The 25,667-nt window shown below is 67.0% G+C and carries 28 protein-coding genes; 9 read left to right on the top strand and 19 right to left on the bottom strand.

The window, feature by feature from the left end; all coding sequences use genetic code 11:
- Positions 1 to 17: 17 nt before the first annotated feature.
- From azu to ACE039_RS25965, 3 genes are all read right to left on the bottom strand, one after another.
- Positions 18 to 476, bottom strand: a complete 459-nt coding sequence (azu, locus tag ACE039_RS25955) for an azurin (RefSeq protein ID WP_485821110.1) — start codon at positions 474 to 476, stop codon at positions 18 to 20.
- A gap of 168 nt (positions 477 to 644) precedes the next feature.
- Positions 645 to 1,967 (bottom strand): PQQ-dependent sugar dehydrogenase, encoded by a 1,323-nt coding sequence (locus ACE039_RS25960; protein ID WP_485823707.1) that lies wholly within the window; start codon positions 1,965 to 1,967, stop codon positions 645 to 647.
- 66 nt (positions 1,968 to 2,033) lie between these two features.
- Positions 2,034 to 2,357 (bottom strand): PepSY domain-containing protein, encoded by a 324-nt coding sequence (locus ACE039_RS25965; protein WP_105558363.1) that lies wholly within the window; start codon positions 2,355 to 2,357, stop codon positions 2,034 to 2,036.
- Positions 2,358 to 2,536: 179 nt separating this feature from the next.
- Here ACE039_RS25965 and ACE039_RS25970 point away from each other — a divergent pair, with 179 nt between their 5' ends.
- The 3 genes from ACE039_RS25970 to ACE039_RS25980 are packed head-to-tail and all read left to right on the top strand — an operon-like array spanning position 2,537 to position 4,949.
- Positions 2,537 to 2,899, top strand: coding sequence for a PepSY domain-containing protein (locus ACE039_RS25970; protein ID WP_485823708.1), 363 nt, complete (start codon positions 2,537 to 2,539; stop codon positions 2,897 to 2,899).
- Positions 2,899 to 3,561 carry a response regulator transcription factor gene (locus ACE039_RS25975; RefSeq protein WP_485823709.1) on the top strand — a complete coding sequence of 221 codons (663 nt, stop codon included), beginning with the start codon at positions 2,899 to 2,901 and terminating at the stop codon, positions 3,559 to 3,561. Before ACE039_RS25970 ends, ACE039_RS25975 begins: the two co-directional genes overlap by 1 nt.
- Positions 3,558 to 4,949, top strand: a complete 1,392-nt coding sequence (locus ACE039_RS25980) for a sensor histidine kinase (protein WP_485823710.1) — start codon at positions 3,558 to 3,560, stop codon at positions 4,947 to 4,949. Before ACE039_RS25975 ends, ACE039_RS25980 begins: the two co-directional genes overlap by 4 nt.
- Positions 4,950 to 4,965: 16 nt before the next feature.
- Here the strand turns inward: ACE039_RS25980 and ACE039_RS25985 are convergent, their stop codons facing one another.
- The 4 genes from ACE039_RS25985 to ACE039_RS26000 form a co-directional block, all read right to left on the bottom strand.
- A complete protein-coding gene (locus ACE039_RS25985; RefSeq protein WP_485823711.1) occupies positions 4,966 to 5,394 on the bottom strand; it encodes a universal stress protein in 429 nt (142 codons plus the stop codon).
- Positions 5,395 to 5,411: 17 nt separating this feature from the next.
- The gene (locus tag ACE039_RS25990) at positions 5,412 to 5,837 is read right to left on the bottom strand and encodes a universal stress protein (RefSeq protein ID WP_448708936.1); all 426 of its coding nucleotides are present in this window, start codon (positions 5,835 to 5,837) and stop codon (positions 5,412 to 5,414) included.
- A 141-nt stretch (positions 5,838 to 5,978) separates the two neighbouring features.
- A complete protein-coding gene (gene murI / locus ACE039_RS25995; protein WP_448708937.1) occupies positions 5,979 to 6,782 on the bottom strand; it encodes a glutamate racemase in 804 nt (267 codons plus the stop codon).
- A gap of 86 nt (positions 6,783 to 6,868) precedes the next feature.
- On the bottom strand, positions 6,869 to 7,798 hold the full coding sequence (locus ACE039_RS26000; RefSeq protein ID WP_105558368.1) for a LysR family transcriptional regulator: 930 nt from the start codon (positions 7,796 to 7,798) through the stop codon (positions 6,869 to 6,871).
- Between the two features lie 139 nt (positions 7,799 to 7,937).
- On the opposite strand from ACE039_RS26000, the gene ACE039_RS26005 reads away from it, so the two are divergent.
- Together ACE039_RS26005 and ACE039_RS26010 are read left to right on the top strand one after the other, a co-directional pair.
- A complete protein-coding gene (locus ACE039_RS26005; protein ID WP_105558369.1) occupies positions 7,938 to 8,513 on the top strand; it encodes a chromate transporter in 576 nt (191 codons plus the stop codon).
- Positions 8,510 to 9,034 (top strand): chromate transporter, encoded by a 525-nt coding sequence (locus tag ACE039_RS26010; protein ID WP_310031031.1) that lies wholly within the window; start codon positions 8,510 to 8,512, stop codon positions 9,032 to 9,034. Before ACE039_RS26005 ends, ACE039_RS26010 begins: the two co-directional genes overlap by 4 nt.
- Before the next feature lie 72 nt (positions 9,035 to 9,106).
- On the opposite strand, the gene ACE039_RS26015 is transcribed toward ACE039_RS26010, so the two are convergent.
- From ACE039_RS26015 to ACE039_RS26045, 7 genes are all read right to left on the bottom strand, one after another.
- Positions 9,107 to 10,228: a methyltransferase gene (locus tag ACE039_RS26015; RefSeq protein ID WP_105558371.1), complete on the bottom strand. Its 1,122-nt coding sequence runs from the start codon at positions 10,226 to 10,228 to the stop codon at positions 9,107 to 9,109.
- A 152-nt stretch (positions 10,229 to 10,380) separates the two neighbouring features.
- Complete coding sequence (locus ACE039_RS26020) at positions 10,381 to 12,048, bottom strand: OFA family MFS transporter (protein WP_485823712.1); 1,668 nt, start codon at positions 12,046 to 12,048, stop codon at positions 10,381 to 10,383.
- 116 nt (positions 12,049 to 12,164) lie between these two features.
- On the bottom strand, positions 12,165 to 12,422 hold the full coding sequence (locus tag ACE039_RS26025; RefSeq protein ID WP_105558373.1) for a formate dehydrogenase subunit delta: 258 nt from the start codon (positions 12,420 to 12,422) through the stop codon (positions 12,165 to 12,167).
- 18 nt (positions 12,423 to 12,440) lie between these two features.
- On the bottom strand, positions 12,441 to 13,262 hold the full coding sequence (fdhD, locus tag ACE039_RS26030; RefSeq protein WP_105558374.1) for a formate dehydrogenase accessory sulfurtransferase FdhD: 822 nt from the start codon (positions 13,260 to 13,262) through the stop codon (positions 12,441 to 12,443).
- 30 nt (positions 13,263 to 13,292) lie between these two features.
- Positions 13,293 to 16,169, bottom strand: coding sequence for a formate dehydrogenase subunit alpha (gene fdhF / locus ACE039_RS26035; RefSeq protein WP_485823713.1), 2,877 nt, complete (start codon positions 16,167 to 16,169; stop codon positions 13,293 to 13,295).
- A gap of 15 nt (positions 16,170 to 16,184) precedes the next feature.
- Positions 16,185 to 17,759 carry a formate dehydrogenase beta subunit gene (locus ACE039_RS26040; RefSeq protein WP_485823714.1) on the bottom strand — a complete coding sequence of 525 codons (1,575 nt, stop codon included), beginning with the start codon at positions 17,757 to 17,759 and terminating at the stop codon, positions 16,185 to 16,187.
- Positions 17,756 to 18,313 carry a formate dehydrogenase subunit gamma gene (locus tag ACE039_RS26045; protein WP_485823715.1) on the bottom strand — a complete coding sequence of 186 codons (558 nt, stop codon included), beginning with the start codon at positions 18,311 to 18,313 and terminating at the stop codon, positions 17,756 to 17,758. The genes ACE039_RS26040 and ACE039_RS26045 overlap by 4 nt, the downstream gene beginning before the upstream one ends.
- Before the next feature lie 159 nt (positions 18,314 to 18,472).
- Here ACE039_RS26045 and ACE039_RS26050 point away from each other — a divergent pair, with 159 nt between their 5' ends.
- Genes ACE039_RS26050 through mobA form a run of 3 tightly spaced genes read left to right on the top strand, consistent with a single transcriptional unit; the run spans position 18,473 to position 21,327 of the window.
- Positions 18,473 to 19,552 (top strand): substrate-binding domain-containing protein, encoded by a 1,080-nt coding sequence (locus ACE039_RS26050; RefSeq protein ID WP_105558378.1) that lies wholly within the window; start codon positions 18,473 to 18,475, stop codon positions 19,550 to 19,552.
- 49 nt (positions 19,553 to 19,601) lie between these two features.
- Positions 19,602 to 20,717, top strand: coding sequence for a GTP 3',8-cyclase MoaA (gene moaA / locus ACE039_RS26055; protein ID WP_485823716.1), 1,116 nt, complete (start codon positions 19,602 to 19,604; stop codon positions 20,715 to 20,717).
- Positions 20,710 to 21,327, top strand: coding sequence for a molybdenum cofactor guanylyltransferase MobA (gene mobA / locus ACE039_RS26060; protein ID WP_448709305.1), 618 nt, complete (start codon positions 20,710 to 20,712; stop codon positions 21,325 to 21,327). Before moaA ends, mobA begins: the two co-directional genes overlap by 8 nt.
- On the opposite strand, the gene ACE039_RS26065 is transcribed toward mobA, so the two are convergent.
- Genes ACE039_RS26065 through moaC form a run of 5 tightly spaced genes read right to left on the bottom strand, consistent with a single transcriptional unit; the run spans position 21,312 to position 24,253 of the window.
- Complete coding sequence (locus tag ACE039_RS26065; protein ID WP_485823717.1) at positions 21,312 to 22,517, bottom strand: molybdopterin molybdotransferase MoeA; 1,206 nt, start codon at positions 22,515 to 22,517, stop codon at positions 21,312 to 21,314. The two genes, mobA and ACE039_RS26065, sit on opposite strands and share 16 nt — an antisense overlap.
- A 3-nt stretch (positions 22,518 to 22,520) precedes the next feature.
- The gene (gene moaB / locus ACE039_RS26070) at positions 22,521 to 23,048 is read right to left on the bottom strand and encodes a molybdenum cofactor biosynthesis protein B (protein WP_448709306.1); all 528 of its coding nucleotides are present in this window, start codon (positions 23,046 to 23,048) and stop codon (positions 22,521 to 22,523) included.
- On the bottom strand, positions 23,045 to 23,527 hold the full coding sequence (locus ACE039_RS26075; RefSeq protein WP_199196867.1) for a molybdenum cofactor biosynthesis protein MoaE: 483 nt from the start codon (positions 23,525 to 23,527) through the stop codon (positions 23,045 to 23,047). The genes moaB and ACE039_RS26075 overlap by 4 nt, the downstream gene beginning before the upstream one ends.
- A gap of 5 nt (positions 23,528 to 23,532) precedes the next feature.
- Positions 23,533 to 23,784 (bottom strand): MoaD/ThiS family protein, encoded by a 252-nt coding sequence (locus ACE039_RS26080; protein WP_105558383.1) that lies wholly within the window; start codon positions 23,782 to 23,784, stop codon positions 23,533 to 23,535.
- Positions 23,765 to 24,253 (bottom strand): cyclic pyranopterin monophosphate synthase MoaC, encoded by a 489-nt coding sequence (gene moaC / locus ACE039_RS26085; protein ID WP_105558384.1) that lies wholly within the window; start codon positions 24,251 to 24,253, stop codon positions 23,765 to 23,767. The genes ACE039_RS26080 and moaC overlap by 20 nt, the downstream gene beginning before the upstream one ends.
- Positions 24,254 to 24,390: 137 nt before the next feature.
- On the opposite strand from moaC, the gene ACE039_RS26090 reads away from it, so the two are divergent.
- On the top strand, positions 24,391 to 25,667 hold a 1,277-nt coding region (locus ACE039_RS26090; protein ID WP_485823718.1), incomplete at its 3' end, for a DUF748 domain-containing protein.

Genomic DNA, 25,667 nt, shown 5'->3' on the forward strand with positions numbered 1-25,667 from the left:
CCCCCCCCCCCGGGGGGTCAGTCGACCAGCTTCAGCGTGCCCTTCATCAGCGCGAAGTGGCCGGGGAACGAGCAGAAGTAGGTGTAGTCCGTGCCGGCGGCAAGCTTGCTGACGTCGAACGTGACGGAATCCGTCTGTCCGCCACCGATGACCTTGGTGTGGGCGAGGACGCGGGCGTCGCCTTTCTTGACGTAGTCGTTGTCCAGGCCGGCGGCCATGCCGTCGTTCACCGCGCCTTGCATGTCGGCCGTGGTGGTCAGGACCCAGTTATGGCCCATGACGTTCTTGGCCAGGGTGCCGGGGTGCTTCAGGTTCACGGTGAACTGCTTGCAGCTCTTGCTGACCGTGATTTCCTTCTTGTCGAACTGCATCTGGTCATTGCCAGCGATATCGATCGAGCACTCGGCGGCCAGGACCGGGGCGGATGCGACAGCGAGGACCGCCGCGACGCAGAATTTCTTGAACACCATATTCATGCCTCCAATATTTCGAGGGGAGCGGAAATTTCCGGGCCAGCGCTGTGCGCGGGAACCGGCGATACGACATTCTCTTCCTACTGTACGCCAGAATGCGCGGCGTCATCCGCGGCGGGGTTGACCGAACGCAAGCGGCGCCCATTGTGTTGCGCCGGCTGCCCCCAGGCATCACGGATTGGGACTGACGCGCCAGATCACATTGCCCACGTCGTCGGCCACCAGCAGGTCGCCATGCCCGTCGACCGCGACGCCCACGGGACGGCCCTGCGCCTGCCCGCTTTCGTTCAGGAAACCGGTCAGCACGTCGCGTGCCTCGCCGTCGGGCGCCCCGCCCGCGAACGGCACGAAGATGACCTTGTAGCCGCTGCGCGGATCGCGGTTCCACGAGCCGTGCTGGCCCACGAACATGCCGCCGGCGTACGGCGCGGGCAGCCTGGCATTGCCGGACCAGGCCAGCCCCAGTGACGCGGTGTGCGGGCCAAGGGCATAGTCGGGCACGATGGCGCGCGCCACCAGGTCGGGCCTGGCCGGCGTGACGCGGGTGTCGACGTGCTGTCCAAAGTAGCTGTAGGGCCAGCCATAGAAGCCGCCGTCGCGCACGGACGTCATGTAGTCGGGCACCAGATCGCTGCCCAGTTCGTCACGTTCATTCACGGCGGTCCACAGGGTCTTGCCGTCGGGCGCCCAGGCCATGCCGACCGGGTTGCGCAGGCCGGTGGCGTACAGGCGCTTGGCGCCGCTTGCCACGTCGATTTCCCAGATGGCGGCGCGACCCTCTTCGATCTCCATGCCGCTTTCCGCGACGTTGCTGTTGGACCCCACGGACACGTACAGCTTGTGGCCGTCGGGGCTGGCGATCAGGTTCTTGGTCCAGTGGTGATTGATGCCGGCAGGCAGGTCCGTGACTTTCACGCCCGGCGCACGGATTTCCGTTTGCCCGGGTTCGTACGGAAAGCGCAGGACGGCGTCAGCGTTGGCGACGTATAGCTGATTGCCCACCAACGCCATGCCGAAGGGCGAGTTCAGGCCCTGCAGCAACACGCTGCGGGTCTCCGCGATGCCGTCGTGGTCGGCGTCCCGCAGCAAGGTGATGCGGTTGGCGCTGGGCGTCCGGGCGCCGGCGCGTTTCATGACGATGCCGGCGGCCCACGCTTTCAGTCCGCCGGAAGCGCCTTCGGGTTTGGGTGGCGCGTTGGTCTCGGCGACCAGCACGTCGCCGTTGGGCAGCACATGCAGCCAGCGGGGATGGTCCAGTCCGCTGGCAAACGCGTTGACCGCCAGGCCGGCGGCCGCCACGGGCTGCGCGCCCGCGATCCAGCCGACGGCCTTCGCCGTGTTGACGGTGGGGATCATGGTGGTGTTGGGAGGAGGCAGCTTCGGCGTTGGCCCCATGCCCGCTTCGACGGGCAGGGTGGCGATTTCGCCGCAGGCGCTCAACGCGGCCAGCGTCAAGCTCAGGCTGGCTGCCGCCAGGATACGCGGGACGGGCATGGTGCGACTCCAGGGCTATCTGTACGGTCCATCATACCCATACGGCCTGCCCGCCGCGTGCCGCATTCAGTCGTCGAAGCGGCTGCGCGTGACGGCGCCCGATTGCGGATCGACATACAGTTTCACGCGCTGGCCTTGGGGGTCATACGCTTTGACCTCGTATCCGTGCTTGCTGGAGCGTTCGATCTCGGAGATATTGCGGTAACCGGCGGCTTCCATCTTGTCGTAGACCTGGCGGATCGTCAGCATCGGCGCGGCGGGCGAGACGGCGGCGGGCGCGGTTGCCGCCGGGGTCGCGGCGGGCGTGGCCTGGGCATGGGCCGTCGTGCCGGCGACCAGGGCGGATGCGCCGATTGCCAGGGCGGCCAGGGTGTTCTGAATGCGCGTCATGATGGATAACTCCTAGTGTGAACGGGTGAAATGAAGCAAAAAGGCAGGCCGTTGTTGCGACCTTGTGCCCATTATTCGGGTTGCCGCATGAACCTTTTCTGAAGCCGCCGTTCATGTCCGGTTCATGCGCCACGCGGTATAAAAGACGACCCATCCCCCATTTTTCAAGAGGCCCGGCATTGCGGCAGCTCTTTTCGACCCGGCGCAAACGCAGCGGCATCCTGTTGTCCAGCGGCGTGCTGGCGCTTGCGCTGATCGCCGGGCCGGTCAGCGGGCTGGCCAGCGATAACGATCACGAGCGCGCGCGCCAGGCGTTGGAAGCGGGCAAGGTATTGCCGTTGGGCGCGGTGCTGGATATTGTCGAACGCGACTTCCCCGGCCAGGTCATCAAGGTCGAATTCGAAGAGGACGACGACGAATTCATCTACGAGATCCGGGTGCTGCAAAGCGGCGGAGGCATCCTGAAGCTGAAGATCGACGCGCGCGACGGCGCATTGCTGGCCGTGAAGGGCAGGGACATCAAATTCAAGGGCAAGGACTGATGCGCATACTCGTGGTCGAAGACGAACCCACGCTGGCCGGCCAACTGGCCGATGCGCTGCGCGGCGCGGGCTATACCGTGGACGTGTCCGGCGATGGCGGATCGGCGCGTTTCCTGGGCGACGTGGAAGCGTTCGATGCCGTGGTGCTGGACCTGGGCCTGCCCGTCATGGACGGGCTTACCGTGCTTAAGCTGTGGCGCGCCGCCCAGCGCAACATGCCGGTACTGATCCTGACGGCGCGCGACAACTGGCACGAGAAAGTGGCCGGCATCGACGCCGGCGCGGACGACTACCTGACCAAACCCTTCCACATGGAAGAGCTGCTGGCGCGGGTGCGCGCGCTATTGCGGCGCAGTACGGCACATGCCAGCGCGCAGTGGCGTTGTGGTCCGCTGATGCTGGACACGCGTCAGGCCAAGGTCACCATCGACGGCCAGGCGCTGACCTTGACCAGCCACGAATTCAAGGTGTTGTCGGTGCTGATGCAGCGCGCGGGCGAAGTCGTGTCGCGCACCGAACTGGTCGAGCACATTTACGCGCAGGATTTCGACCGCGACTCCAACACCATCGACGTGTTCATCGGACGCTTGCGCAAGAAGCTGCCGCCCGACACCATCGAAACCGTGCGCGGGCTGGGCTACCGGTTGGCGGCGCAGGGATGATGCGGGCGCGTGCCGGCATGCTGGGTTCGCTGCGGCTGCGGCTTTTGGCTGGCACGCTGGCCTGGATCCTCGTATCCGTGGCCTTGGCCGGCTGGGGGCTGGCCAGCCTGTTCCGCCAGCACATCACGCAGCAATTGCAGGCCGAGCTGACCTTGCACCTGAATCAGTTGACGGCGGCGGTCAACCCCGGCGCGGATGGCCGTCCCCGGGTGGACCCGCCACCGAATGACCCGCGTCTGGAGCAGCCGCTGTCCGGCCTGTATTGGCAAGTCGACCGATTGGCCGACGGCGGCCGGCCGGCGCTGATCGGCGCGGCGCGCTCGCGGTCGCTGTGGGACCAGACGCTCGAAACACCGGGGGCGTTGGAACAAGCGGCCGAGACCGGGGACCAGACCTACGACATCGCCGGGCCCGCCGGGCGTCGGCTGGAGGCGGTGGCGCGTATCTTGAAGCCCGCCGAAGAGGATGCGGCGCCGTTGCGCCTGGTGGTGGCGGCCGACCGCCGCGTGCTGGCCGAGCCCATCGGCCGTTTCAACGGCATGCTGGCCGTTGCCCTGGGCGCGCTTGCCGCCGGCCTGACGGCGGCCGCGGTGGTCCAGGTCGTGGTCGGCCTGCGGCCCCTGGCGCGCCTGCGGCGCCAGCTGGCAAAGCAGAACGCCGGCGGCAGCAGCCGTATCGAAGGCCGTTTTCCCAGCGAGATCCAACCGCTGGTCGACGACTTCAACAAGGCGCTGGCGATGAACGCCGAGATCGTGCAGCGCGCCCGGACGCAGGCCGGCAATCTGGCGCATGCGGTCAAGACGCCGCTGACCATCCTGGCCAACGCGGCGGCCCGCGAGGGCAGCGTGCCGGCCTTGTTGGTGGCAGAGCAGGTGGGGATGGCCAACCGCCAGATCGACTATCACCTGGCGCGCGCGCGGGCAGCGGCGTCCTCGGGCGCCGCCGATGGCCGTGCTCCGTTGCAAGACACGGTGCAGGGGCTGGTGCGCGTCATGCAGCGCTTGTACGCGGAACGCGATCTGCGTATTGGGACAGCCGGAATTGCCCCGGATCTGGCATTCCGGGGCGAGCAGCAAGACCTGCAAGAGATCCTGGGTAATCTGCTGGATAACGCCTGCAAATGGGCAGCCGGCCAGGTGCGCATTACCGCCGAACCGGCAGAGGCGGGGCGCTTGCTGCTGCATATCGACGACGATGGCCCGGGCATCGAGGATCACGAGCACGAACGCATTTTCCTGCGTGGCGTGCGCATGGACGAGCAATTGCCCGGTTCGGGCCTGGGCCTGGATATCGTGCGCGATCTGGCGGGCACCTACGGCGGCGAGGTCCGAGCCGGACGCTCGCCGCTGGGCGGGCTGCGGGTGTCGTTGTGGCTGCCCGCCGCCTGAGCGCAGCCCCGGCGCCTTACTTCACCAGGGTGACCGGCACTTCCGCCAACTGCAGCACCTGATTGGCGACCGATCCGATCAGGATGTTGGCCAGGCTGCCATTGCCGCGCGTGCCCATCACGATGCGGGCGCAGCCGTGGTCGCGGGCATAGCCGGCGATTTCGGTGGCGGCGTGGCCGAATTCGACATGGCTGGTGTACTCCACGCCGGTGGTGTCCAGGAGCTGGCGCGCTTCGTGGGTGGCCTCTTGGCCTTCGCGCGTGTAGAACTCGTTGATCATGTCTTGCGTGATCAGCCGCGACAGGCCCGCTCGCCCTTGCGTGGGCGTCTGGACATTGATCAGGTGGATGCGCGCGGCGCCGGCGCCCGCGGCCAGTTGACGGGCGTACAGCACGGCGCGGTTGGCATTGTCGGAGCCGTCGACGGGGACCAGGATGTTCAGCATGGATGCTCCTTGATGCGTTACTTGACCAACGTGACGGGCAATTCCGTCAGGTGCAGGACGCGGGTGGCGACGGACCCCATGAACAGCGACGAGACCGATCCCAGCCCGCGCGTACCCATGTAGATTTCGTCGGCGCCTGTTTCGTCGGCGATGCGGGCGATGGTGTCGGCGGCGGCGCCGATTTCGACGCGGGCTTCAAAGGGCACGCCGGCCTTTGACAGCAAGCCGCTGGCTTCCTGTAGCGCGGCGCGGCCCTCGTCCTGGTAATAAGCGTCGATCTCGGCCTGCGACAGGCCACGGCCGATCTTGCCGGATTTCAGCGGAATCTGGACGCTTAGCAGATCGACCCGTGCAACGGGGTCGTAGGCGCGGGCGGCCAGCATGGCTTGTACGGCGTGGATGGCGGGTTGCGAGCCGTCTACGGGGATCAGGATGCGCTTCATCGTCGTCTCCTTATTGTGTGTGCGAGCCGCGAAAGGCGGATGGCCCTACTGTATTCCAATTATTCGCCCGTTTTGGCGTCTGCGCGATGCGCGGGATCAAAGCGATTCGCGTGCGATTGCCGGGCGTGCCCGGCCCGCCCGTCAACGCCAGCGTTCCGGCGTGGGGCTCGCGTCCATGGGCGTGCCCAGCAAGCGGCTGGCCAGTGCCGCCAGCGCAGGCGCGCTGCCAGTGGTCTCCAGACGCGTGTCGCCCACGCTTGCCGTGCCCAGCAGGCCGCGCTCTTGCAATTGGTGCCGCAGCCAGCGGGCGACGGGCGATCCGGTTTCCAGCAGCGGCACGCCGGGACCGGCCGCGGCCTGGATCGCATCGCGCAGGAACGGAAAATGGGTGCAGCCCAGCACCAGCACGTCGGCGCCGGCGGCACGCAATTCCGCCACGGGCGCGCGCACGGCGGCGTCGACGCGGGGGCCGCTAAGTTCGCCTTGCTCTACCAACCCGACCCATTCCGGGCAGGGCCGCAACAGGATGCGCACTTCAGGCGCTTCGCGCTGGACCAGCGCGGCGAACTTGGGGCTGGCGAGCGTGCCGGTGGTGGCGAACACGCCCACGACGCCGCTGTGCGTGAGGTGAGCGGCGGGCTTGATGGCGGGCTCCACGCCGATGATGATCAGGTCGGGATGGCGGCGGCGTAACTGCGCGATAGCGGCGGCGGTGGCGGTATTGCAGGCCACCACCACGGCTTTGGCCTGGCGCGAGACGAAGTAATCGGTCAGCGCATGGGCGCGCTGCTCGACGAAGGCTTGCGTCTTTTCGCCATAGGGCACATGGGCGGAGTCGGCCACGTACAGCAGCGATTCATGGGGCAAGGCATCGCGAATCGCGCGCAACACGCTCAGGCCGCCAACGCCGGAGTCGTACACGCCGATAGGGGATTCGGAAGACATGGTCGACATTACAGGACGGGGGCAGGGGGCAAGGTCGGACGGGAACGTCGGGCAGTGTAGCGCCGCGCGACGGCGGCGGGGCCTGGCTAGGAGGCCAGCGGAGCCGCTTCGGCGCGATGGCGGCGCACTTCCTCGATCAGCTTGCGGGTGGCGCCGGACTGGGGCGCGTCGCGCCAGATCAGGTTCAGCGGGGCACGCAGCTCGACCGGTTCTTTCACGCTGACGTACACCACGCCCTCGATGTTCACCCGGCGTAGCGAGGCAGGCACCAGCGACACGCCCAGGCCGGCCGCCACCAGGCTCAGCGTGGACAGCATGCGCGGCGCTTCCTGCGCGATGCGGGGGCTGAAGCCCGACGCGCTGCACGCCGTGATGATCGCGTCGTATAGGCCGGGGCCGCTATGACGCCGATACAGGATCAGGGATTCCTCGGCCAGTTCGGATAGCGCGATGTGGCGGCGCGTGCGGCCCTTGACCGCCGGGTGGTCGGCGGGAAACGCCGCCAGCATGGTTTCTTCCAGCACGGTTTCCTCGACCACGCCGGGGCCGGGGCCATACGCGCCCCGGATGAACGCCACGTCCACGCGGCCTTCGCTGACGGCTTCGCGCAGTTCGCCCGTGCTGCTTTCCTCAAGCACCAACCGGACGTTCGGCGCGCTTTCGCGGAAGCGCCGGATGACCGACGGCACGAAGGGATGGAACGCCGCCGATCCGGTGAAGCCGACCGTCAGCCGGCCCGCTTCGCCTTGCGACACGCGACGCACCCCGTCCACGGCCTGGTCCACCAGCGCGATGATGTTGCGCGCGTCGTCGACCAGGGCGCGACCGCTTTCGGTCAGCTCCATGCCGCGCGGCAAGCGGTGGAAAAGGGTCACGCCCAGCTCGTGCTCCAGTACGCGGATCTGCTGGCTGAGCGGCGGCTGGCGGATGCCGAGCCGGGCGGCGGCCTTGGTCAGATGGGATTCCTCGGCCACGGCCAGGAAGTAGCGCAGAAGACGCAGATCGACTGATGCCATATGCGGTGAATATGATTTGTTAGGTAGTCATATATTAGACATTATCTGACGCGAAGAGTAGGCTGACATCTCGTTATTCCTCTCTTGGCGCAGCAACGCGCCAGCCTTCGTCCACCGGCCTTGGGCCGGCCATCACAACATGAATGCAGCACTTTCCACCCCCGAGGCCGCTGTTCCGCCTCCGCCCACCTGCGGGCAATTGTTCTACGGTTTTCTGATGCTTGGCTTGACGGCATTCGGTGGCGCGTTGCCCCTGGCGCGCCGCATGGTCGTTGAAAAGCACCGCTGGCTAAGCGGCGCCGAATTCACCGATCTGCTGGGCCTGTGCCAGTTTCTGCCCGGCGGCAACATCATCAATCTATCGGTCGCGCTGGGCATGAAGTTCCGCGGCCCCCGCGGCGCGTTCGCGGCGCTGATGGGCTTGATCCTGGCGCCGTCCGCCATCGTCATCCTGCTGGGCATGGTGTACGACCGGTTCCAGAGCGACCCCCACATTCAGCACTTGTTCGCCGGCCTGGCCGCCGCCGCGGCCGGACTGCTGATTTCGATGGCGGTGAAGATCGGCGTGCCAGTGGTGAAGCGCCGCGATTGGCTGGCAGGCGTGGTCGCCACGGTCTGTTTCGTGGCGATCGCCGTGTTGCGCATCCCGCTGTTGCCCACGATGGCAGTCCTGACGCCATTGAGCATTCTGCTGGTCTGGAGGCAACGTCGATGATCCAGACCCTGATCTCGCTGGCCCTGATCTTCTCGCAGCTGTCCGTGCTGGCGTTCGGCGGGGGAAACACCATCCTGCCCGAAATGCAGCGTCAGGTCGTGGACGTGCACGGCTGGATGACGGCAGCCGATTTTTCCGCGCTGTTCGCCTTGGGCCAGGCCGCGCCCGGTCCCAACCTGATGGTGGTCACGCTGGTCGGCTGGCACGTGGCGGGCGGGTGGGGCGTTCTTGTCACGACCATCGCCAAGTTCGGTCCGTCCTCGCTGATCACCATCCTGGCGCTGGGCTTGTGGGAACGCTTCAAAGACCGCCCGTGGCGCGGTGTGATCCAGGCGGGCATCTTCCCGATGACCGTGGGCCTGGTCGCCGCCAGCGCCGCGCTGATCACCGAGGCTTCGGTGCACACCTGGCTGCTGGGGGCGATTACCGCCGTGGTGGCGTTGTTGGCCAGCACCACGCGCATTCATCCGCTGTGGCTGCTGTTTGGCGGCGCGCTGGTGGGTTTGCTGGCGATTGGTTAGCGCTGCGGCGTTAGCCAATCGCCGCGCGGGCGTCACGGCTGTGACGACCCGCGCGTTGCGCCTTGCCGAAGATCAGGCGGCGGCGCCCAATCTCCACAAAGACGTAACTTCCTTCGAGCGCGCTGCGTATAGCGGGTCGCTCGGGTCTTTGGCGCGGGCGTGCGTCGGGCGTGTGTCGATGCGTTCAATGACGCGCAAGCCGGCGGCCTGGATCATTTCCATCAGCTGTTCACGGGTGCGCAGGCCCAGATGTTCCGCCAAGTCGGACAGGATCAGCCAGCCTTCGCCGTTGGGCGTCAGGTGTTCGGTCAGGCCGTTGAGAAATCCGCGCAGCATGCGGCTGTCGGGGTCGTACACGGCATGCTCGACGGGCGAGCTGGGGCGGGCGGGCAGCCAAGGCGGATTGCAGACGATCAGCGACACGCGGCCTTCGGGGAACAGATCGGCCTCGACGATATCGACCTGTTTCGCCAGGCCCAGCCGTTCCAGGTTTTCGCGGGCGCAAGCCAGCGCGCGCGGGTCCTGGTCGGTGCCGATGACGCGCTTGCCGCCACGGCGCGCGATCACGGCGGCCAGGACGCCGGTGCCGGTGCCGATATCGAAGGCGACGCCGCCACGCGGCATCGGCGTATTCGCCACCAGTTCAACATATTCGCCGCGCAGCGGCGAAAACACGCCGTAGTGCGGGTGGATGCGGTTGTTGAGGGCGGGAATCTCAACGCCCTTCTTGCGCCATTCAAAGGCGCCGATCAGGCCCAGCAATTCGCGCAGCGACGCCACGTAGGGCTCGTCGGCCGGGCCGTGGACTTCTTCGCAGGCTTGCCGGGCGTCGGGCGCGCGGCGCAGCGAAATACCGTGGCCGGCGTCGAACGGGATCAGCAGCATGCCCAGGATGCGGGCGCGTTGCGATTGAATCTGGCGGTGCTGGTTGAAGGCTTCCAGCAAGGTTTCCACGGGTTTGCGCGGACGCTTATCCACGCGCCGGGTCATCGCCTGCAGGAGCAGGCGGGCGTTCTGGAAGTCGCCGCGCCACAACAGGCCCACGCCTTCGCAGGCCTGGCGGTACGCCATGTCCGCGGTCAGGGTGTCGTCCACCACCACCACGCGCTTGGGCGGCGTCGCGCCGGTTTCGGAGCGCCAGCGGGCGGAATGGGGGACACTATTTTCTTCCCAGTGCAATTCAGGGGCGGTCAACGCGGCGCTCCGGTAGAGACGGGGGGACGGGGCAGGATCATGGGGCAGGAGATAAAAAGAAAGGGCGCGGGCTGCCAATGTAGCAGTTTCGCGCCCTGTGACGTTGCGCGGCACCCGGGTTGCCCCGGGCGCCAGGCCGGCCGGACCGCCCTCTACTGGAACAGCACGACCGCTTTCTGCAGCGTGATCCAGATGCCCCAGGCCAGCGGGATGCCCACGCAGGCCCAGGCGAACATCACCAGCGCCGCGGGGGTGCGGAACGTGGAGGTGCCCACGCCATGGGTTTCGGCGGCGACGGCGCGTTCATGCGCCAAGGCCTTCTCATGCGTCAGTTCGGCGTCCGTCATAAAGTACTTGGGGTTGACCGGGCGGATCGCCAGGTTGCACAGGAAGCCCAGCACCAGCATGCCCGCCAGGATGTACATGGTGATGTCGTAGACCTGCGCGCGCGGCACGCCGATCGACAACTGGTATTCACGGATGTAGTTCACCAGCACCGGCCCGAAGATGCCCGCCGCCGACCACGCCGTCAGCAGGCGGCCATGGATGGCGCCCACCATCTGCGTGCCGAACAGGTCGGCCAGATACGCGGGCACCGTGGCGAAACCGCCTCCGTACATGGACAGGATCACGCAGAAGGCCGCCACGAACAGGGCCAATGCGCCGATATGCGCGGTCCAGGGAATGGCGGAATACAGGACGAAGCCCAGCACCAGGAAGATCAGATAGGTTGTCTTGCGGCCCAGCTTGTCCGACAGGCTGGCCCAGAAGAAGCGGCCACCGATGTTGAACAGGCTGAGCAAGCCGGTGAAGCCCGCCGCGATGGCGGCGATGGCGGCCAGCTGATCCTTGTCCAGCTGGCCAAAGCCCAGTTCCGGCTTGTTGATCAGACCACCGCCGAACACCTCTTGCAGCAAGGGCGAGGCCATGCCCAGGATGCCGATGCCCGCCGTCACGTTCAAGCACAGCACCAGCCACACCAGCCAGAACTGCGGCACGCCCCAGACGCGCTTCACGTGGACGTGGCCCTTGGTGATCATGGCGTTGTTGGCCTGCTTGGCGGGGGCGCTCCAGCCTTCGGGCTTCCAGCCGGTCGGCGGCACGCGGTAGCCCAGCGCGCCGGACATCATGAAGATGAAATACACCGCCGCCATGGTCAGGAAGGTCTGCCAGACGCCCGGCGAGGTCGGCGTGGCGAAGTGGCGCATCAGCAGGTCGGCCAGCGGCGCGCCGATCATCGCGCCGCCGCCGAAGCCCATGATGGCCATGCCGGTGGCCATGCCGCGGCGGTCCGGAAACCATTTGATGAGCGTGCTGACAGGCGAGATATAACCCAGCCCCAGCCCGATGCCGCCGATGACGCCGGACCCCAGCCACAGCATCCACATCTGGTGCAGGTATACGCCGATGGCCGAAATCACCAGGCCGCCGCACCAGCACAACGCCGATACCACGCCTGCCTTGCGGGGGCCGGCGCGTTCAAGCCAGCCGCCCCATAGCGCGGCGGAACATCCCAGCAGCACGAAGAACAGGGTGTACATCCAGCCCATCGTGGAAATCTTCCAGTCGCAGCTGGTCGTGAACAGCTCGGCGGCCCGGCTCATGTCGGCCGGGCAGGCCAGCGGTTTGGTCCCGCCCACCATTTTGGACAAGGGTATCCAGAACACCGAGAAGCCGTAGGCCATGCCGATGCACAGGTGGATGGCCAAGGCGGCCGGCGGGACCAGCCAGCGCGAGAATCCCGGTCCGGCGATGGTGCGTTCTTTATCAAAAAACCCCGGCCTTGCGCCAGGCAGGTCCAGTGTGGCGGTGCTTTCCATGTTGTCTCCTCAGGGGTGCGGCTTTATCGAGCACGCCGACCGGAAATACAACGGTGGCGCGGCTTCTTTTTGAATCCGTCACTGCGTACTGACTGCGGTAAAGCGGTTGTGCGCGCCTATCCCACGCGGGGCGCCGGCGTCAGGCGCTGGCGGTTCTGCGTGACCGCGTCCAGCACCAGGGGATGCAACTGTTCTTCGCCGGCATCGCCGTCGGGGCGTTGCGCCAGAAAGCCCAGCAGCTCGTTGCGCATGCGGGGTTCCCAGAACTTGTGGATATGGTTGGCCACTCCTTCCAGCGCTTCGTGCCGGTCCGGCATGGCGTCGAAGAACTGGCCGATGCGGTTGGCCATGCGGATGAGGTTGCCGATTTCCATTGCGTGTCGGGGTCCGGTTCAGGGGATAAGGCGGTCGGGGTGGGAATAGAGCGTGGCGTCGTCGTTGCGCAGGAAGCCCACCAGGCTGACGTTGGCATCCTGCGCCAGCCGGATGGCCAGGGCGGTGGGGGCGGATACGGCCGCCAGCACGGCCACGCCGGCCGCGGCCGTTTTCTGCACCATTTCGAAGCTGGCCCGGCTGGATACCAGCACGATGCCGTCGCCGGCATTCATGGCCTGGCGCGCCAGCGCGCCCACCAGCTTGTCCAGCGCGTTGTGGCGGCCCACGTCCTCGCGCACCAGCGCGACCACACCGTCGGCGCCCGCCCAGCCCGCCGCATGGGTCGCGCCGGTGATGTCGTGCAGCGCCTGGCGGGCGCGCATGTCGCGCATGGCCGCCAGCACTGATCGGATGCGCACGGGAGATCCGTTGGTGACCGGCGCCACCGGCCGCAGCACCTCCGGCAGCGTCTCCACGCCGCACAAGCCGCAGCCCGTGCGTCCGGCCATGGCGCGTCGCCGCGATTTCAGCCGCACTTCACAGGCGCTGGAGATCTCCAGCTGGATCACGATGCCGTCGCACTGCGGCAGCAGGTCGATGCCGCGCACGTCGCTGACGCTGTCGATGATGCCTTCCGACAGGGCGAAGCCCACGGCAAAGTCTTCCAGGTCTGCCGGCGTGGCCAGCATGGTCGCGTGGCTGATGCCGTTGAATTCCAGCGCCACCGGGGTTTCCTCGGCGACGAAGTCGGTTTCGGGGGCGGGGGCGATGGCGCCGCCCCGCACACGCTTGACCTGGGTCTGCGTGCAGTCGGGGCGGGAAGACGGGGGCGTGGTCATGGCATCCAGGGCGGTCGTGGCCGGCAGGGGTTACTTCCCGGTCAGCGCCGCTTCGCTTTCGCGCGATCGCTCGCGCAGCAGTTTTTGCTGAATGTCGGCAAAGCGCGACCACTGGCGCTGCCATTCCGAAGGCTGGGACACGCGCGTGACCTGCACGGCCGTGACCTTGTATTCGGGGCAGTTGGTCGCCCAGTCGGAGGCGTCGGTCGTGACGACGTTGGCGCCGGATTCGGGAAAGTGGAACGTGGTGTATACCACGCCCGGTTGCACCCGGTCGGTCAGCGTCGCGCGCAGCACGGTTTCGCCCGCGCGGCTTTGGATGCCGACCCAATCGCCTTCGGCCACGCCACGGTCCTCGGCGTCTTGCGGGTGCAGTTCCAGCACGTCCTCGCCATGCCACATCACGTTGGGTGTACGCCGCGTCTGCGCGCCCACGTTGTACTGGGACAGGATGCGGCCCGTCGTCAACAGCAGCGGGAAACGCCGCGTGCTGCGTTCATCGGTGGGCACGTACTTGGTGATCATGAACTTGCCCTTGCCGCGCACGAAAGCGTCGATGTGCATGATGGGCGTGCCTTCAGGTGCGTCGTCGTTGCACGGCCACTGCAGGCTGCCCAGCTTGTCCAGCTTGTCGTAGCTGACGCCCGAGAACGTCGGCGTCAGCCGGGCGATCTCTTCCATGATCTCGCGCGGGTGCTTGTAGTTCATGGGGTAGCCCAGCGCGTTCGACAGCGCTACGGTCACCTCCCAGTCGGACTTGCCGTTCTTGGGCTCCATCACCTTGCGCACGCGGGAAATGCGGCGTTCGGCATTGGTGAAGGTGCCGTCCTTTTCCAGGAAGGACGAACCGGGCAGGAACACGTGCGCGTACTTCGCGGTTTCGTTCAGGAACAGGTCCTGCACCACGATGCACTCCATCGCCGCCAGCGACGCCGCCACGTGCTGCGTGTTGGGGTCGGACTGCACGATGTCTTCGCCCTGGCAATACAGGCCCTTGAACGAGCCGCCCAGCGCCGCTTCGAACATGTTCGGAATGCGCAGGCCGGGTTCGGGCTGCAGCGTCACGCCCCAGTCCTTCTCGAACTGCGCGCGCACGACGTTGTCCGAAATGTGCCGGTAGCCGGGCAGTTCGTGCGGGAACGAGCCCATGTCGCACGAGCCCTGCACGTTGTTCTGGCCGCGTAGCGGATTGACGCCCACGCCCTCGCGGCCGATGTTGCCGGTGGCCATTGCCAGGTTGGCGATGCCCATCACGGTGGTGGAGCCCTGGCTGTGCTCGGTCACGCCCAGGCCGTAATAGATGGAGCCGTTGCCGCCGGTGGCGAACAGGCGCGCCGCGCCACGCACGGCCTGCGCCGGCACGCCGGTGATCTCTTCCATGGCTTCCGGCGAATTCTCGGGCAGCGACACGAAGTCGCGCCATTCGTTGAACGCCTTCGTTTCGCAGCGCTCGGCCACGAAGGCTTCGTCGATCAGCCCTTCGGTGGCGATCACGTGGGCCAGCGAGGACAGCAGCGCCGTGTTGGTGCCGGGCCGCACCTGCAGATGGAAGTCGGCCTTGATGTGCGGCGAACTCACCAGTTCGATACGGCGGGGATCGATCACGATCAGGCGCGCGCCCTGGCGCAGCCGGCGCTTCAGCCGCGAGGCGAACACCGGGTGGCCGCTGCTGGGGTTGGCGCCCATCACGATGACGACGTCGGTGTGCATCACCGAATCGAAGGTCTGCGTGCCGGCGGATTCGCCCAGCGTTTGCTTCAGGCCGTAGCCGGTGGGCGAATGGCAAACCCGTGCGCACGTATCGACGTTATTGGTGCCGAACGCCGCGCGCACCAGCTTCTGCACCAGCCAGGTTTCTTCGTTGGTGCAGCGCGACGACGTGATGCCGCCCACCGCATCGCGGCCGTATTGGCTCTGGATGCGGCGGAATTCGGATGCGGCGTAATGGATGGCCTCGTCCCAGGACACTTCCTTCCAGGAGTCCGTGATGTGCTTGCGGATCATGGGCTTGAGCACGCGTTCCTTGTGCGTGGCGTAGCCCCAGGCGAACCGGCCCTTCACGCAGGAATGCCCGCGGTTGGCCTGGCCGTCTTTCCAGGGCACCATGCGCACGACTTCCTGGCCTTTCATTTCGGCCTTGAACCCGCAGCCCACGCCGCAATAGGCGCACGTGGTCACGACCGAGTGTTCGGCCTGGCCCATCATGATGACGGTCTTTTCCTGCAGGGTAGAGGTCGGACAGGCCTGCACGCAGGCGCCACAGGACACGCATTCGCTGTCCAGGAACGATTGGTCCTGCCCTGGCGACACGCGGGACTCGAAGCCCTTGCCCGAGATCGTCAACGCAAAGGTGCCCTGCGTTTCCTCGCAAGCGCGCACGCAGCGATTGCACACGATGCACTTGGACGCGTCGTAGCTGAAGTACGGGTTGGAATCGTCGGTCTTGGCTTTCAGGTGGTTGGCGCCGTCATAGCCGTAACGCACGTTGCGCAGGCCCACCACGCCCGCCATGTCTTGCAGTTCGCAATCGCCGTTGGCGGGGCAGGTCAGGCAATCCAGCGGGTGGTCCGAGATGTACAGCTCCATGACGCCGCGGCGCAGGTCGTGCAGCTTGGGCGTCTCGGTGTAGACGACCATGCCGTTTTCGGCCGGCGTGGTGCAAGACGCCGGATAGCCGCGGCGACCTTCGATCTGTACCAGGCAAAGCCGGCACGAGCCGAAGGGCTCAAGGCTGTCGGTGGCGCACAGCTTGGGGATGTTGATGCCGGCCTCGGCCGCGGCGCGCATCAGGGATGTGCCCTCGGCGACGCTGATCTCCTGGCCGTCGATGGTCAGGCTGACGGTTTTTTCCGAGACGCGTTCGGGCGTGCCCAGGTCGCGCTCGCGCTTGATGACGGTTTCTAGCATGTCTGTCTCTCGGGTTCAGGCCGCGTGCGCGGCAGACTGGGAGGACTCGATGCCGAAGTCCTGCGGAAAATGGTTCAGCGCGGACAACACCGGGTAGGGCGCCATGCCCCCCAGCGCGCACAGCGAACCGCCCATCATCGTGTCGCACAGGTCGCGCAGCAGGTGCACCTGCTGTTCGCGCTGCGACGCGTCGCCGGTTGCGATCTTGTCCAGGGTTTCGACGCCGCGCGTGGAGCCGATGCGGCAGGGCGTGCATTTGCCGCAGGATTCGATGGCACAGAATTCCATCGCGTAGCGCGCCATGCGGGCCATGTCGACGGTGTCATCGAAGGCCACCAGTCCGCCGTGGCCGATCATGGCCGAAATCTGGATATAGGCCTCGTAGTCCAGCGGCACGTCCCATTGCGATTCCGGCAGGTAGGCGCCCAGCGGGCCGCCCACCTGCACGGCGCGCAACGGACGCCCCGAGGCGCTGCCGCCGCCGAATTCATAAAGCAGGTCGCGCAGGCTCAGGCCGAATGCCTTTTCAACCAGGCCTCCCTGCTTCAGGTTGCCGGCCAGTTGGAACGGCAACGTGCCGTGCGAGCGGCCCACGCCGTAGTCGCGGTAGTAGGCCGCGCCCTTGGCCAGGATGATGGGCACCGTGGCCAGCGAGATCACGTTGTTGATGACGGTGGGCTTGCCGAACAGGCCGGATATCGCCGGCAGCGGCGGCTTGGCGCGCACCACGCCGCGCTTGCCCTCCAGGCTTTCAAGCAGGGATGTTTCTTCGCCGCAGATGTAGGCGCCCGCGCCCTTGCGCACTTCCAGGTCGAACACGCGGCCGCTGCCGTGCACGTCGCTGCCCAGCCAGCCTACGCTGCGCGCCCGCGCAATGGCGGCTTCCAGCGTGGCGATGGCGTGCGGGTACTCGGAACGCACGTAGATGTAGCCGTAGGTCGCGCCCACCGCCAGCCCGGCGATGGTCATGCCCTCGATCAGCACGTAGGGGTCGCCTTCCATCAGCAGGCGGTCGGCGAACGTGCCCGAGTCGCCTTCGTCGGCGTTGCAGACGATGTACTTCTGGTCGCTGGGCGACCCGGCCACCGTCTTCCATTTGATACCGGTCGGAAAGGCCGCGCCGCCGCGGCCGCGCAGGCCCGAGGTAACCATTTCGTCGACGATCTGCGCCGGCTCCATCGCCAGCGCCCGCTTCAGGCCGGCCAGGCCGCCGTGCGCCGCGTAGTCTTGCAGGGACAGCGGGTCGATGATGCCGACACGGGCAAATGTCAGCCGTTCCTGGTGTTTCAGGTACGGGATGTCTTCGGTCAGGCCCAGCCGCAGCGGGTGCGCCCCGCCCGTCAGCCAGCCGGCGTCGAACAGCGCGGCCACGTCTTCCGGGGCGACGGGTCCATACGCCACCCGGCCGTCGGGCGTGGCGACTTCCACCAGGGGTTCCAGCCACAGCAGCCCGCGCGACCCGTTGCGCACCACTTGTACGGACAGGCCGCGTTCGTCGGCGGCGCGTTCGATGCCGCGCGCCACCGCGTCGGCGTCCATGGCCAGCGCCGCGGCGTCGCGCGGCACGTAGATGACGACGGGGGCGGTCATGATGAGGCCTCCAGCGTGCGGGTCAGCAGGCGGTCAAGCTTGTCGGGCGTAACCCGGGCATGCGGCTGGCCGTCGATCATCACGGCCGGGGACTGGGCGCACAGGCCCAGGCAATACACGGGTTCCAGCGTGAAGTTGCCGTCCGCCGTGCTGGCGTGAAAATCGCAGCCCAGCGCGGTGCGCGCGTGGGCGGCCAGGTGCTCGCCGCCCATCGCCTGGCAGGATTCGGCGCTGCACACTTCCAGCGTGTGGCGCGCGGCCGGCTCGCTGCGGAAGTGGGGGTAGAAGGTGATGACGCCATGGACTTCGGCGCGGGACAGGTTGAGGGCCTCGGCGATGGTCTGCACCGCCTCGGCCGGAATACAGCCCAGCTCGTGCTGCACCTCGTGCAGGACGGGAAGCAAGGGGCCGGGCAGGTCTTTCAGCCGGGCGACGATGCGTGCGGTGGCCGCGATGGCCGGGGGGGGGGACGCCTGGGCCGCGTCCAGGGCCAGTTTGCCGCCCCGGGCGCCGCCGCTGGACGCCAAGTCGGATTTTGCCTCGCGCTGATGCACGGTGGTCTCCTCCTGTGTTGCTGGGCCCCGCTGTCGGGGGCGTGGTATCGGGTGGGATCTTGGGATATTTAATATGTTTTTTAAAACATAAAAAAATCCCTTCCACCGCATTATTTGTGTACTCTAGCCCCGTAATTCATTGCCTTCAATAAGAAATAAATGACATATAAGTTCCGTATCGGCTTGCGGGCGCAATGGACCTTGGGTGGCGACGACAATTCCGATCCCGTGCCGCTGCAAGACATGCTGGCCCTGTTGGCCGCGATTGACGCCACGGGCAACATCGCGGGCGCCTGCCGGGCCTGCGGCCTGTCGTACCGGCACGCCTGGGGCGTGTTGCGCCGTTTTGAAGGCATCTTCGGCACCCAACTGCTGATCACCAACCGGCGCCAGGGCACGCAGCTGGCGCCGTTCGCGCAGCGGCTGCTGTGGGCCAACCGCCGCATCGAGGCAAGGTTGATGCCCACGCTGGACAGCATGGCCTCCGAGCTGCAGGAAGAACTGGAGCGTCTGCTGCCCGAAAGCGGGCCGCACCTGCGGCTGCACGCCAGCCATGGTTTCGCGGTGGAATCGCTGATGCAGCACATGAGCGCCCGCAAGCCGGGGCTGGAATTGCGCTACCGCACGGCAATCGAAGCGCTGGCCTCGCTAGAGCGCCATGAATGCGACCTGGCGGGATTCCAGGTGCCGCTGGGTGATTTCGAATCGCCCATCATGGAGCGTTATGCGCAGTGGCTGCACGCGGACGAATACGTGCTGATCCATCTGGCCGTGCGCAACACGGGTCTGTTCGTCACCGCCGGCAACCCCAAGCAGATCCGCGGCATGGCCGACCTGGCGCGACCCGACGTCCGCTTCGTGAACCGGCAGATCGGGTCCAGCACGCGCTATCTCGTCAGCCTGATGCTGCAACGGGCCGGCGTGTCCATCGGCGAAGTCCTCGGCTACGAAACCAACGAATTCACCCATATGGCCATTGCCGCGCACATTGCCAGCGGCATGGCGGACACGGGCGTGGGCGTCGAGACGGCCGCGTGCCGCTTCGGCCTGGATTTCATCCCCCTGGTGCGGGAGCGCTATTTCTTCGCCATCCGCAAGTCGTCGCTGGAGACGCCCGCCATGCAAGACCTGCTGTCCATCATGCGCAGCCCCGATTACGTGGGCTACGTCGGACAACTGGTCGGCTACGACGCCCGGGACACCGGGCGGTTACAAACCTTGGAAGAGGCGTTCGCGTAGGCGTGTCTTGCCTGCGCCGGTATGCCTCGCGCCGGGATATGATGGCCCCATGAGCAAAGTGATTTTCCTTGCCGACCGCCGGTCCGACCGTTCGGCCTGGCCCACGCCCGGCGAACTGCCGCCGGCCGGGCAGCCCGCACTGGATGCGCGCGCACGCCCGTTGCGCGACCTGCGCATCTCGGTCACTGACCGCTGCAATTTCCGCTGCACGTACTGCATGCCGCGCGAAGTGTTCGACAGCAGCTATACCTTCATGCCGCATTCGGACCTGCTCTCCTTCGAAGAGATCAGCCGGCTGGCCGGCATCTTCACGCAACTGGGCGTAGAGAAAATCCGCCTGACCGGCGGCGAACCGCTGCTGCGCAAGCACATCGAAAACCTGGTGGGCCAGCTGGCCGAACTGCGCACGCCGGCCGGCCGCCCGCTGGACCTGACCCTGACGACCAATGGCAGCGTGCTGGCCCGCAAGGCCGCTGCGCTGAAGGCCGCGGGGCTCACGCGCGTCACCGTCAGCCTTGACGCGCTGGACGCCGCCATGTTCCAGGACATGAGCGACAGCGGCTTCACGCCGGACGACGTGCTGCGCGGCATCGACGCGGCCGCCAGCGCGGGCCTGGCGCCCGTGAAGGTCAACATGGTGGTGCGGCGCGGCCTGAACGACGAGCAGATCCTGCCCATGGCGGAACGCTTCCGCAACAGCGGTCATATCCTGCGTTTCATCGAATACATGGACGTAGGCAACAGCAACGGCTGGAATCTTGCCGAAGTGGTGCCCAGCCAGGAAGTGCTGGATCGCATCGGCGCGGCCTATCCCCTGGAGCCCGTGCAAAGCGGCGAAATGGGCCGCGTGGCCGAACGCTGGCGCTACCAGGACGGCGGCGGTGAAATCGGCGTCATCTCCAGCGTCACGCATGCGTTCTGCGGCGGCTGTACGCGCGCGCGCCTGTCGCCGGAGGGCAAGCTCTTCCTGTGCCTGTTCGCGCACGAGGGATACGATCTGCGCGCGCCGCTGCGCGATGGCGCCACCGACGCCGAACTGGCGGCCATCCTGTCGGGCATCTGGGGTGCCCGCAACGACCACTATTCAGAACTGCGCGGCCGCAATGCGGCGGCTCCCACGCCGGATCCGGGGCGCAAAGTTGAAATGAGCTATATCGGTGGCTGACCCCGCATTGCCGCGCGAGGGCATCGCCGGACTGATCCTGGCGGGCGGGCAGGGCTCCCGCATGAACCAGCAAGACAAGGGGCTGGTGCTGCTGCGCGGCCAGCCGCTGGTGGCGCACGTGGCGGACCGCCTGGCGCCGCAAGTGGGCCGGTTGATTGTCAGCGCCAACCGCCATCAGGACCGCTACGCGCAGTACGGGCAGGTGGTCGAAGACGGTGAACCGGCGCTGGGTACGTTCCAGGGGCCTTTGCTGGGCATTGCGGCGGGGCTTGCCGCCGCGGCGCAAGATGAGTGGCTGGTGGTGGCGCCTTGCGACACGCCTTTCCTGCCCGCCGACCTGGCTGCGCGCCTGATCGGCACGGCCCGATCGGCCCGCGCGCCGCTGGCCTACGCCGCGGCCAACGGCCAGCGCCATTCCGCCTGCATGGCGGTGCGCACGTCGCTGCTGCCGGATCTGCGCGACTACCTGCTGGGGGGCGACCGCAAGGTGGGCCTGTGGCAGGCCCGCGCGGGCGGCGTCGAAACCTGCTTTGACGACACGCCCGACGCCTTCATGAACGTCAATACGCCGGAAGAACTGGCCGCGGCCGAACGCTACGCCAGCCAGTGACGCAGGTCGTAGTACGGCACGCGGTCCATGTCGTTGATCTGCACGTCGGCCGGCAGGCGCGCCAGGCCCGTCGCCCACGGCATCGAACTGATCACGCCCGACCCCTGATGGCCGTAGGCCACCAGTTCGCCGCTGCCGTCCTCGGCCGCGCGGCGCTGGACGCGCAGGAACTCCTCGCGGCTGTCCCGGCGCGGGCGTTCAGTGCGCAAGGGCAAGAGGCTGACCGGCGGAAAGATCTCTTCGCGGCCCTGCATGCGCCGCACCAGCGGCGACACCAGCATCGCAAACACGGCATAGGCCGACACCGGATTGCCGGGCAGGCTGACGACAGGTTTGCCGCCGATCTGCGCCAACGCCACGGGCTTGCCCGGTTTCATGCGCACCTTCCATAGCGACAACTCACCGCCCAGCGTGGCCAGCGCGGGCTTGACCAGGTCGCGTTCGCCGACGGACACGCCGCCCACGCTCAACACCAGGTCGCAATCGGCCAGCAGCGTCTTGAACGCGGCCAGCAGATCGGCTTCGGTATCGCGGGCATGCAGCACATGCACGGGCAATGCGCCCAGGCCGCGCACCAGCGCGGCCAGCATCGGGCCATTCGAGTTGTAGATCTGTTCGGGTGCGCGGGGCATGCCGGGCGGCACCAGTTCGTCGCCGGTGGTCAGGATGCCGACGCGCAACTGGGCCACGACCGACACGCGGGCAAGGCCTTGCGACGCCAGCAACGCCACATGGGCGGCCTGCAGCACCGTGCCGGCGGGCAGCAGCGGCGCGCCGGTCATCGTGTCTTCGCCACGGCGGCGAATATGCTGGTTGGGCGCGGGCTGGCGCGTGATCTCCACGAGGTTGTCGGCTTCGACGGTGTCTTCCTGCATGACCACGGTGTCGGCGCCGTCGGGAACCAGGCTGCCGGTGAACAGGCGAATCGCGTGCCCGGGCTTGAGCGGTTCGGGCACGTCGCCCGCATAGCACCGCTGTTGAATGGGCAGGCGGCCGCCCGCGCGCCAATCGGCCACGCGCAAGGCGTAGCCGTCCATGGCGCTGTTGTCGGCCGGGGGGATGTCCACGGTGGCGGTCAGGGCGGCCGCCAGCACGCGGCCGGCGGCGTCGTTCAGGCCGACGTCTTCATGGCGTTGCAGCGGCCCTGCGGCATTGGCCAGCAGGGTCTGGGCTTGATCGAAATCCAGCATGGGTCAGTTGTCTTCTTGTTGAGGCTTGAAATGCGAAGCGAAGTTGCAGGGCCGATGGCTGCTGTCGAGCTGTTCGCGCAGGATCTGCGCCCAGGCGGTTTCGCAGGCATTGTTGGAGCCGGGCAGGCAGAAGATCAGCGTGTGGTTGGCTGACCCTGCGAACGCGCGCGACTGGATGGTCGAGCTGCCGATCTCGGTGTAGGAAATCTGGCGGAACAGCTCGCCGAACCCGGGAATCTCGCGGTCCAGCAGCGGCAGGATGGCTTCCGGCGTGTGGTCGCGATGCGAGAAGCCCGTGCCGCCCGTCGTCAGGATGATCTGCACCTCGGGGTCGGCGATCCAGTCGCTGATGACGCGGCGGATCTGGTAGATGTCGTCGCGCACGATGTCGCGGCGCACGCATTGGTGCCCGGCGTGCGCCAGGCTGTGGGCAAGCAGGTTGCCGGAGGTGTCGTCGCCTGCGCTGCGGGTGTCGCTGACGGTCAGCACGGCGCAGGCCAGCGACACGGGGACGGGGCTTTCTTCGCTCATGGGTGTTCCTTCTTCGAAGCGGAGTCTTCATCCCAGGCATCCGTGCGGTCCTGGTCGGATTGGCGTTGTTCGACCCAGAAGCTGCTGCCGCCCGAGAGCGTTTCGCGCTTCCAGAAAGGCGCGCGCGTCTTGAGCGCGTCGATGATGTATTCGCAGCCGCGGAAGGCGTCGCCCCGGTGCGCGCTGGCCGCCGCCACGAACACGATCTGGGCGTTGCGGGGCAGGGCGCCCACCCGGTGCACGATCACGGTGCCGTCCAGGTTCCAGCGCGCGCGGGCGGTTTCGGCGATGGTCTCAAGCTCGCGTTCGCACATGCCGGGGTAGTGCTCGAGAAAGAGCGTGTCGGTGGGCGAATCGGGCGCGTAGTCGCGCACGTAGCCCACGAAAGTGACGATGCCGCCCACGCCCGACCCCGCGCCTTCCCGCAGCGCGGCGGTCAGCGCGGCGCCGTCGAAATCGGCTTCCTGGACGCTGATCATGGCCTTCACCCTCCGGTGACGGGTTCGAACACCGCGACCTCGTCGCCGGGTCGGATCGGCGCCGTCGGCTTGGAGTGGGTCTGGTTGATGGCCAGCTTCAGGCGGCTGGCGGGCGCCAGCTGGGGATAGCGTTCGCCCAGCGCGGCCAGCAGCTGCGCGCCCGTGGACTCGCCGTCCAGGGGCCAGCTTTCGCCGCGCTTGCCGACCAGTTCGGCCACGCGAGCGAAGTACAGGAGATCAATCGTTGCGCCATTCACCGCTTTTTCCTCCCGCCTTGTACTTAAGGCGTACTTGTTCGACCACGATGCCTTTGTCCGCGGCCTTGCACATGTCATAGATGGTCAGCGCAGCCACGCTGCACGCCATCATGGCTTCCATTTCAACGCCGGTCTTGTAGCTGGTGCGGCAGGTGGCCAGGATGTCGATGCGGTGCGCGGCGTCGTCCAGCGAGAAGTCGACGCCGACAAACGCCAGCGGCAGGCTGTGGCACAGCGGGATCAGCTCGGCGCAGCGCTTGGCGGCCAGGACGGCGGCCACGCGCGCGGTATTGAGCACTTCGCCCTTGCCCTGGCCCGGTTGCGTCAAGAGGCCGTAGGCCACGGCGTTCATGCGCACGCTGGCGGTGGCGATGGCGACGCGCTCGGAATCCGTCTTGGCGATAACGTCGACCATGCGGACCTGGCCGGCGTCATCCAGGTGGCTCAAGGTGGGGGTGGATGATGGCATGGGATTCGGGATCGAGAATTGTTAATGTTTGAAAAGAGCGGGCTCGGCTGGCCGGGGAAGGCCGCTGTTACGCCTATGATAGACGAGCGCTAACCGGGGCGCGATAATCGCCTTCAACTCGTATCAGGAGACTCGCGATGCCCTTGCGGAGCCTTAAGCTTCGGTTTACCCGGCGCGCCGGCAAGATTCTTATAGGCATCGTGGCGGTCGTGCTGGTCCTTTGCGGCATCGCCGCGTGGCAAGTCCCCAAAGTCCTGCAAAACGTCCTGACCGGCGACGTGTCCAAGATGATCGGGCGCGAGATTTCCGTCGGCAAGATCAGCTTCAATCCGTTCACCCTGACCGTCCGTGCCCACGATCTGGCGGTGGCCCAGCCCGGGTCGCAGACGCCCTTGCTGTCGTTGGCCGAACTGGACGTCAGTGCTGCCTGGAGTTCCTTGTTCTGGTTTGCGCCGGTTGTCGATCGTCTGACGCTGCGGCAGCCTAACATTGCCATCGTCCGCGAAGACGTCACGCGGTTCAATTTCTCTGACATACAGCAACGAGTGGCCGAAATGACGGCCGCCAAGCCCGACGAGCCGCCCAAGCCGGACGAAGGGCTGCCGCGCTTTTCCCTGAACAACATGGTGATCGAAGGCGGCGCCATCACGCTGGACGACAAGGTCACCGGGCGTAAGCAAGTGGTGGATGAACTGGGCATTGGCGTGCCGTTCATCTCGACCTTCGGCTACGCCACCGACATCGACGTGCAGCCCCGGCTGCACCTGCGCATCAACGGCAGCCCGTTCGACCTGACCGGCGTGGCCCGGCCGTTCGACGAGGTGCCCTCGTCGACACTGCGCGTGGCGTTCAACGGCCTGCAGCTTGAAAAGTGGGCCGACGTCTGGCCGATGCCGTTGCCGTTCAAGCTGGACAGCGCGCTGCTGGACTCCAATCTGCAGGTCGTGTTCGAGCAACCCAAGGATGCCCCGCCGAAGATCCGCGTGGTGGGCGACCTGGGCCTGCGGCGCTTTGACCTGCGCGACACCGCGGGTGAGCGCCTGGCCGGCTGGAGCGCCCTGACCGTTACCCGGCTGGAACTGGAGCCGATCGCGCGCACGGTGTATGTGGGCGAAGTGGGCCTGTGGGCGCCGCAGTTCCACGTGCGCCGCTATGCGAACGAGCACCTGAACTGGCAGGACGTCGTTGCCAAGCTGAAGGAACTGGGCGGCGTGGCGCCGGACGCGACGCCGGTGGCTGACAAGCTGAAGCGCGACATGGGCTTGAAGGTGGTGCCGAAGACGGAAACCGCCAAAGCCGACACTGCCAAAGCCGACACGCCCAAAGCCGACTCGGCCAAAGCCGACACTGCCAGCCCCGGCGTTTCCCCGCCTGGCGCCGCCAGTCCGGCCGCCGCTGCCCCGGCCGCTGCCCC

It is taken from the genome of Achromobacter maghribensis, assembly GCF_057334215.1.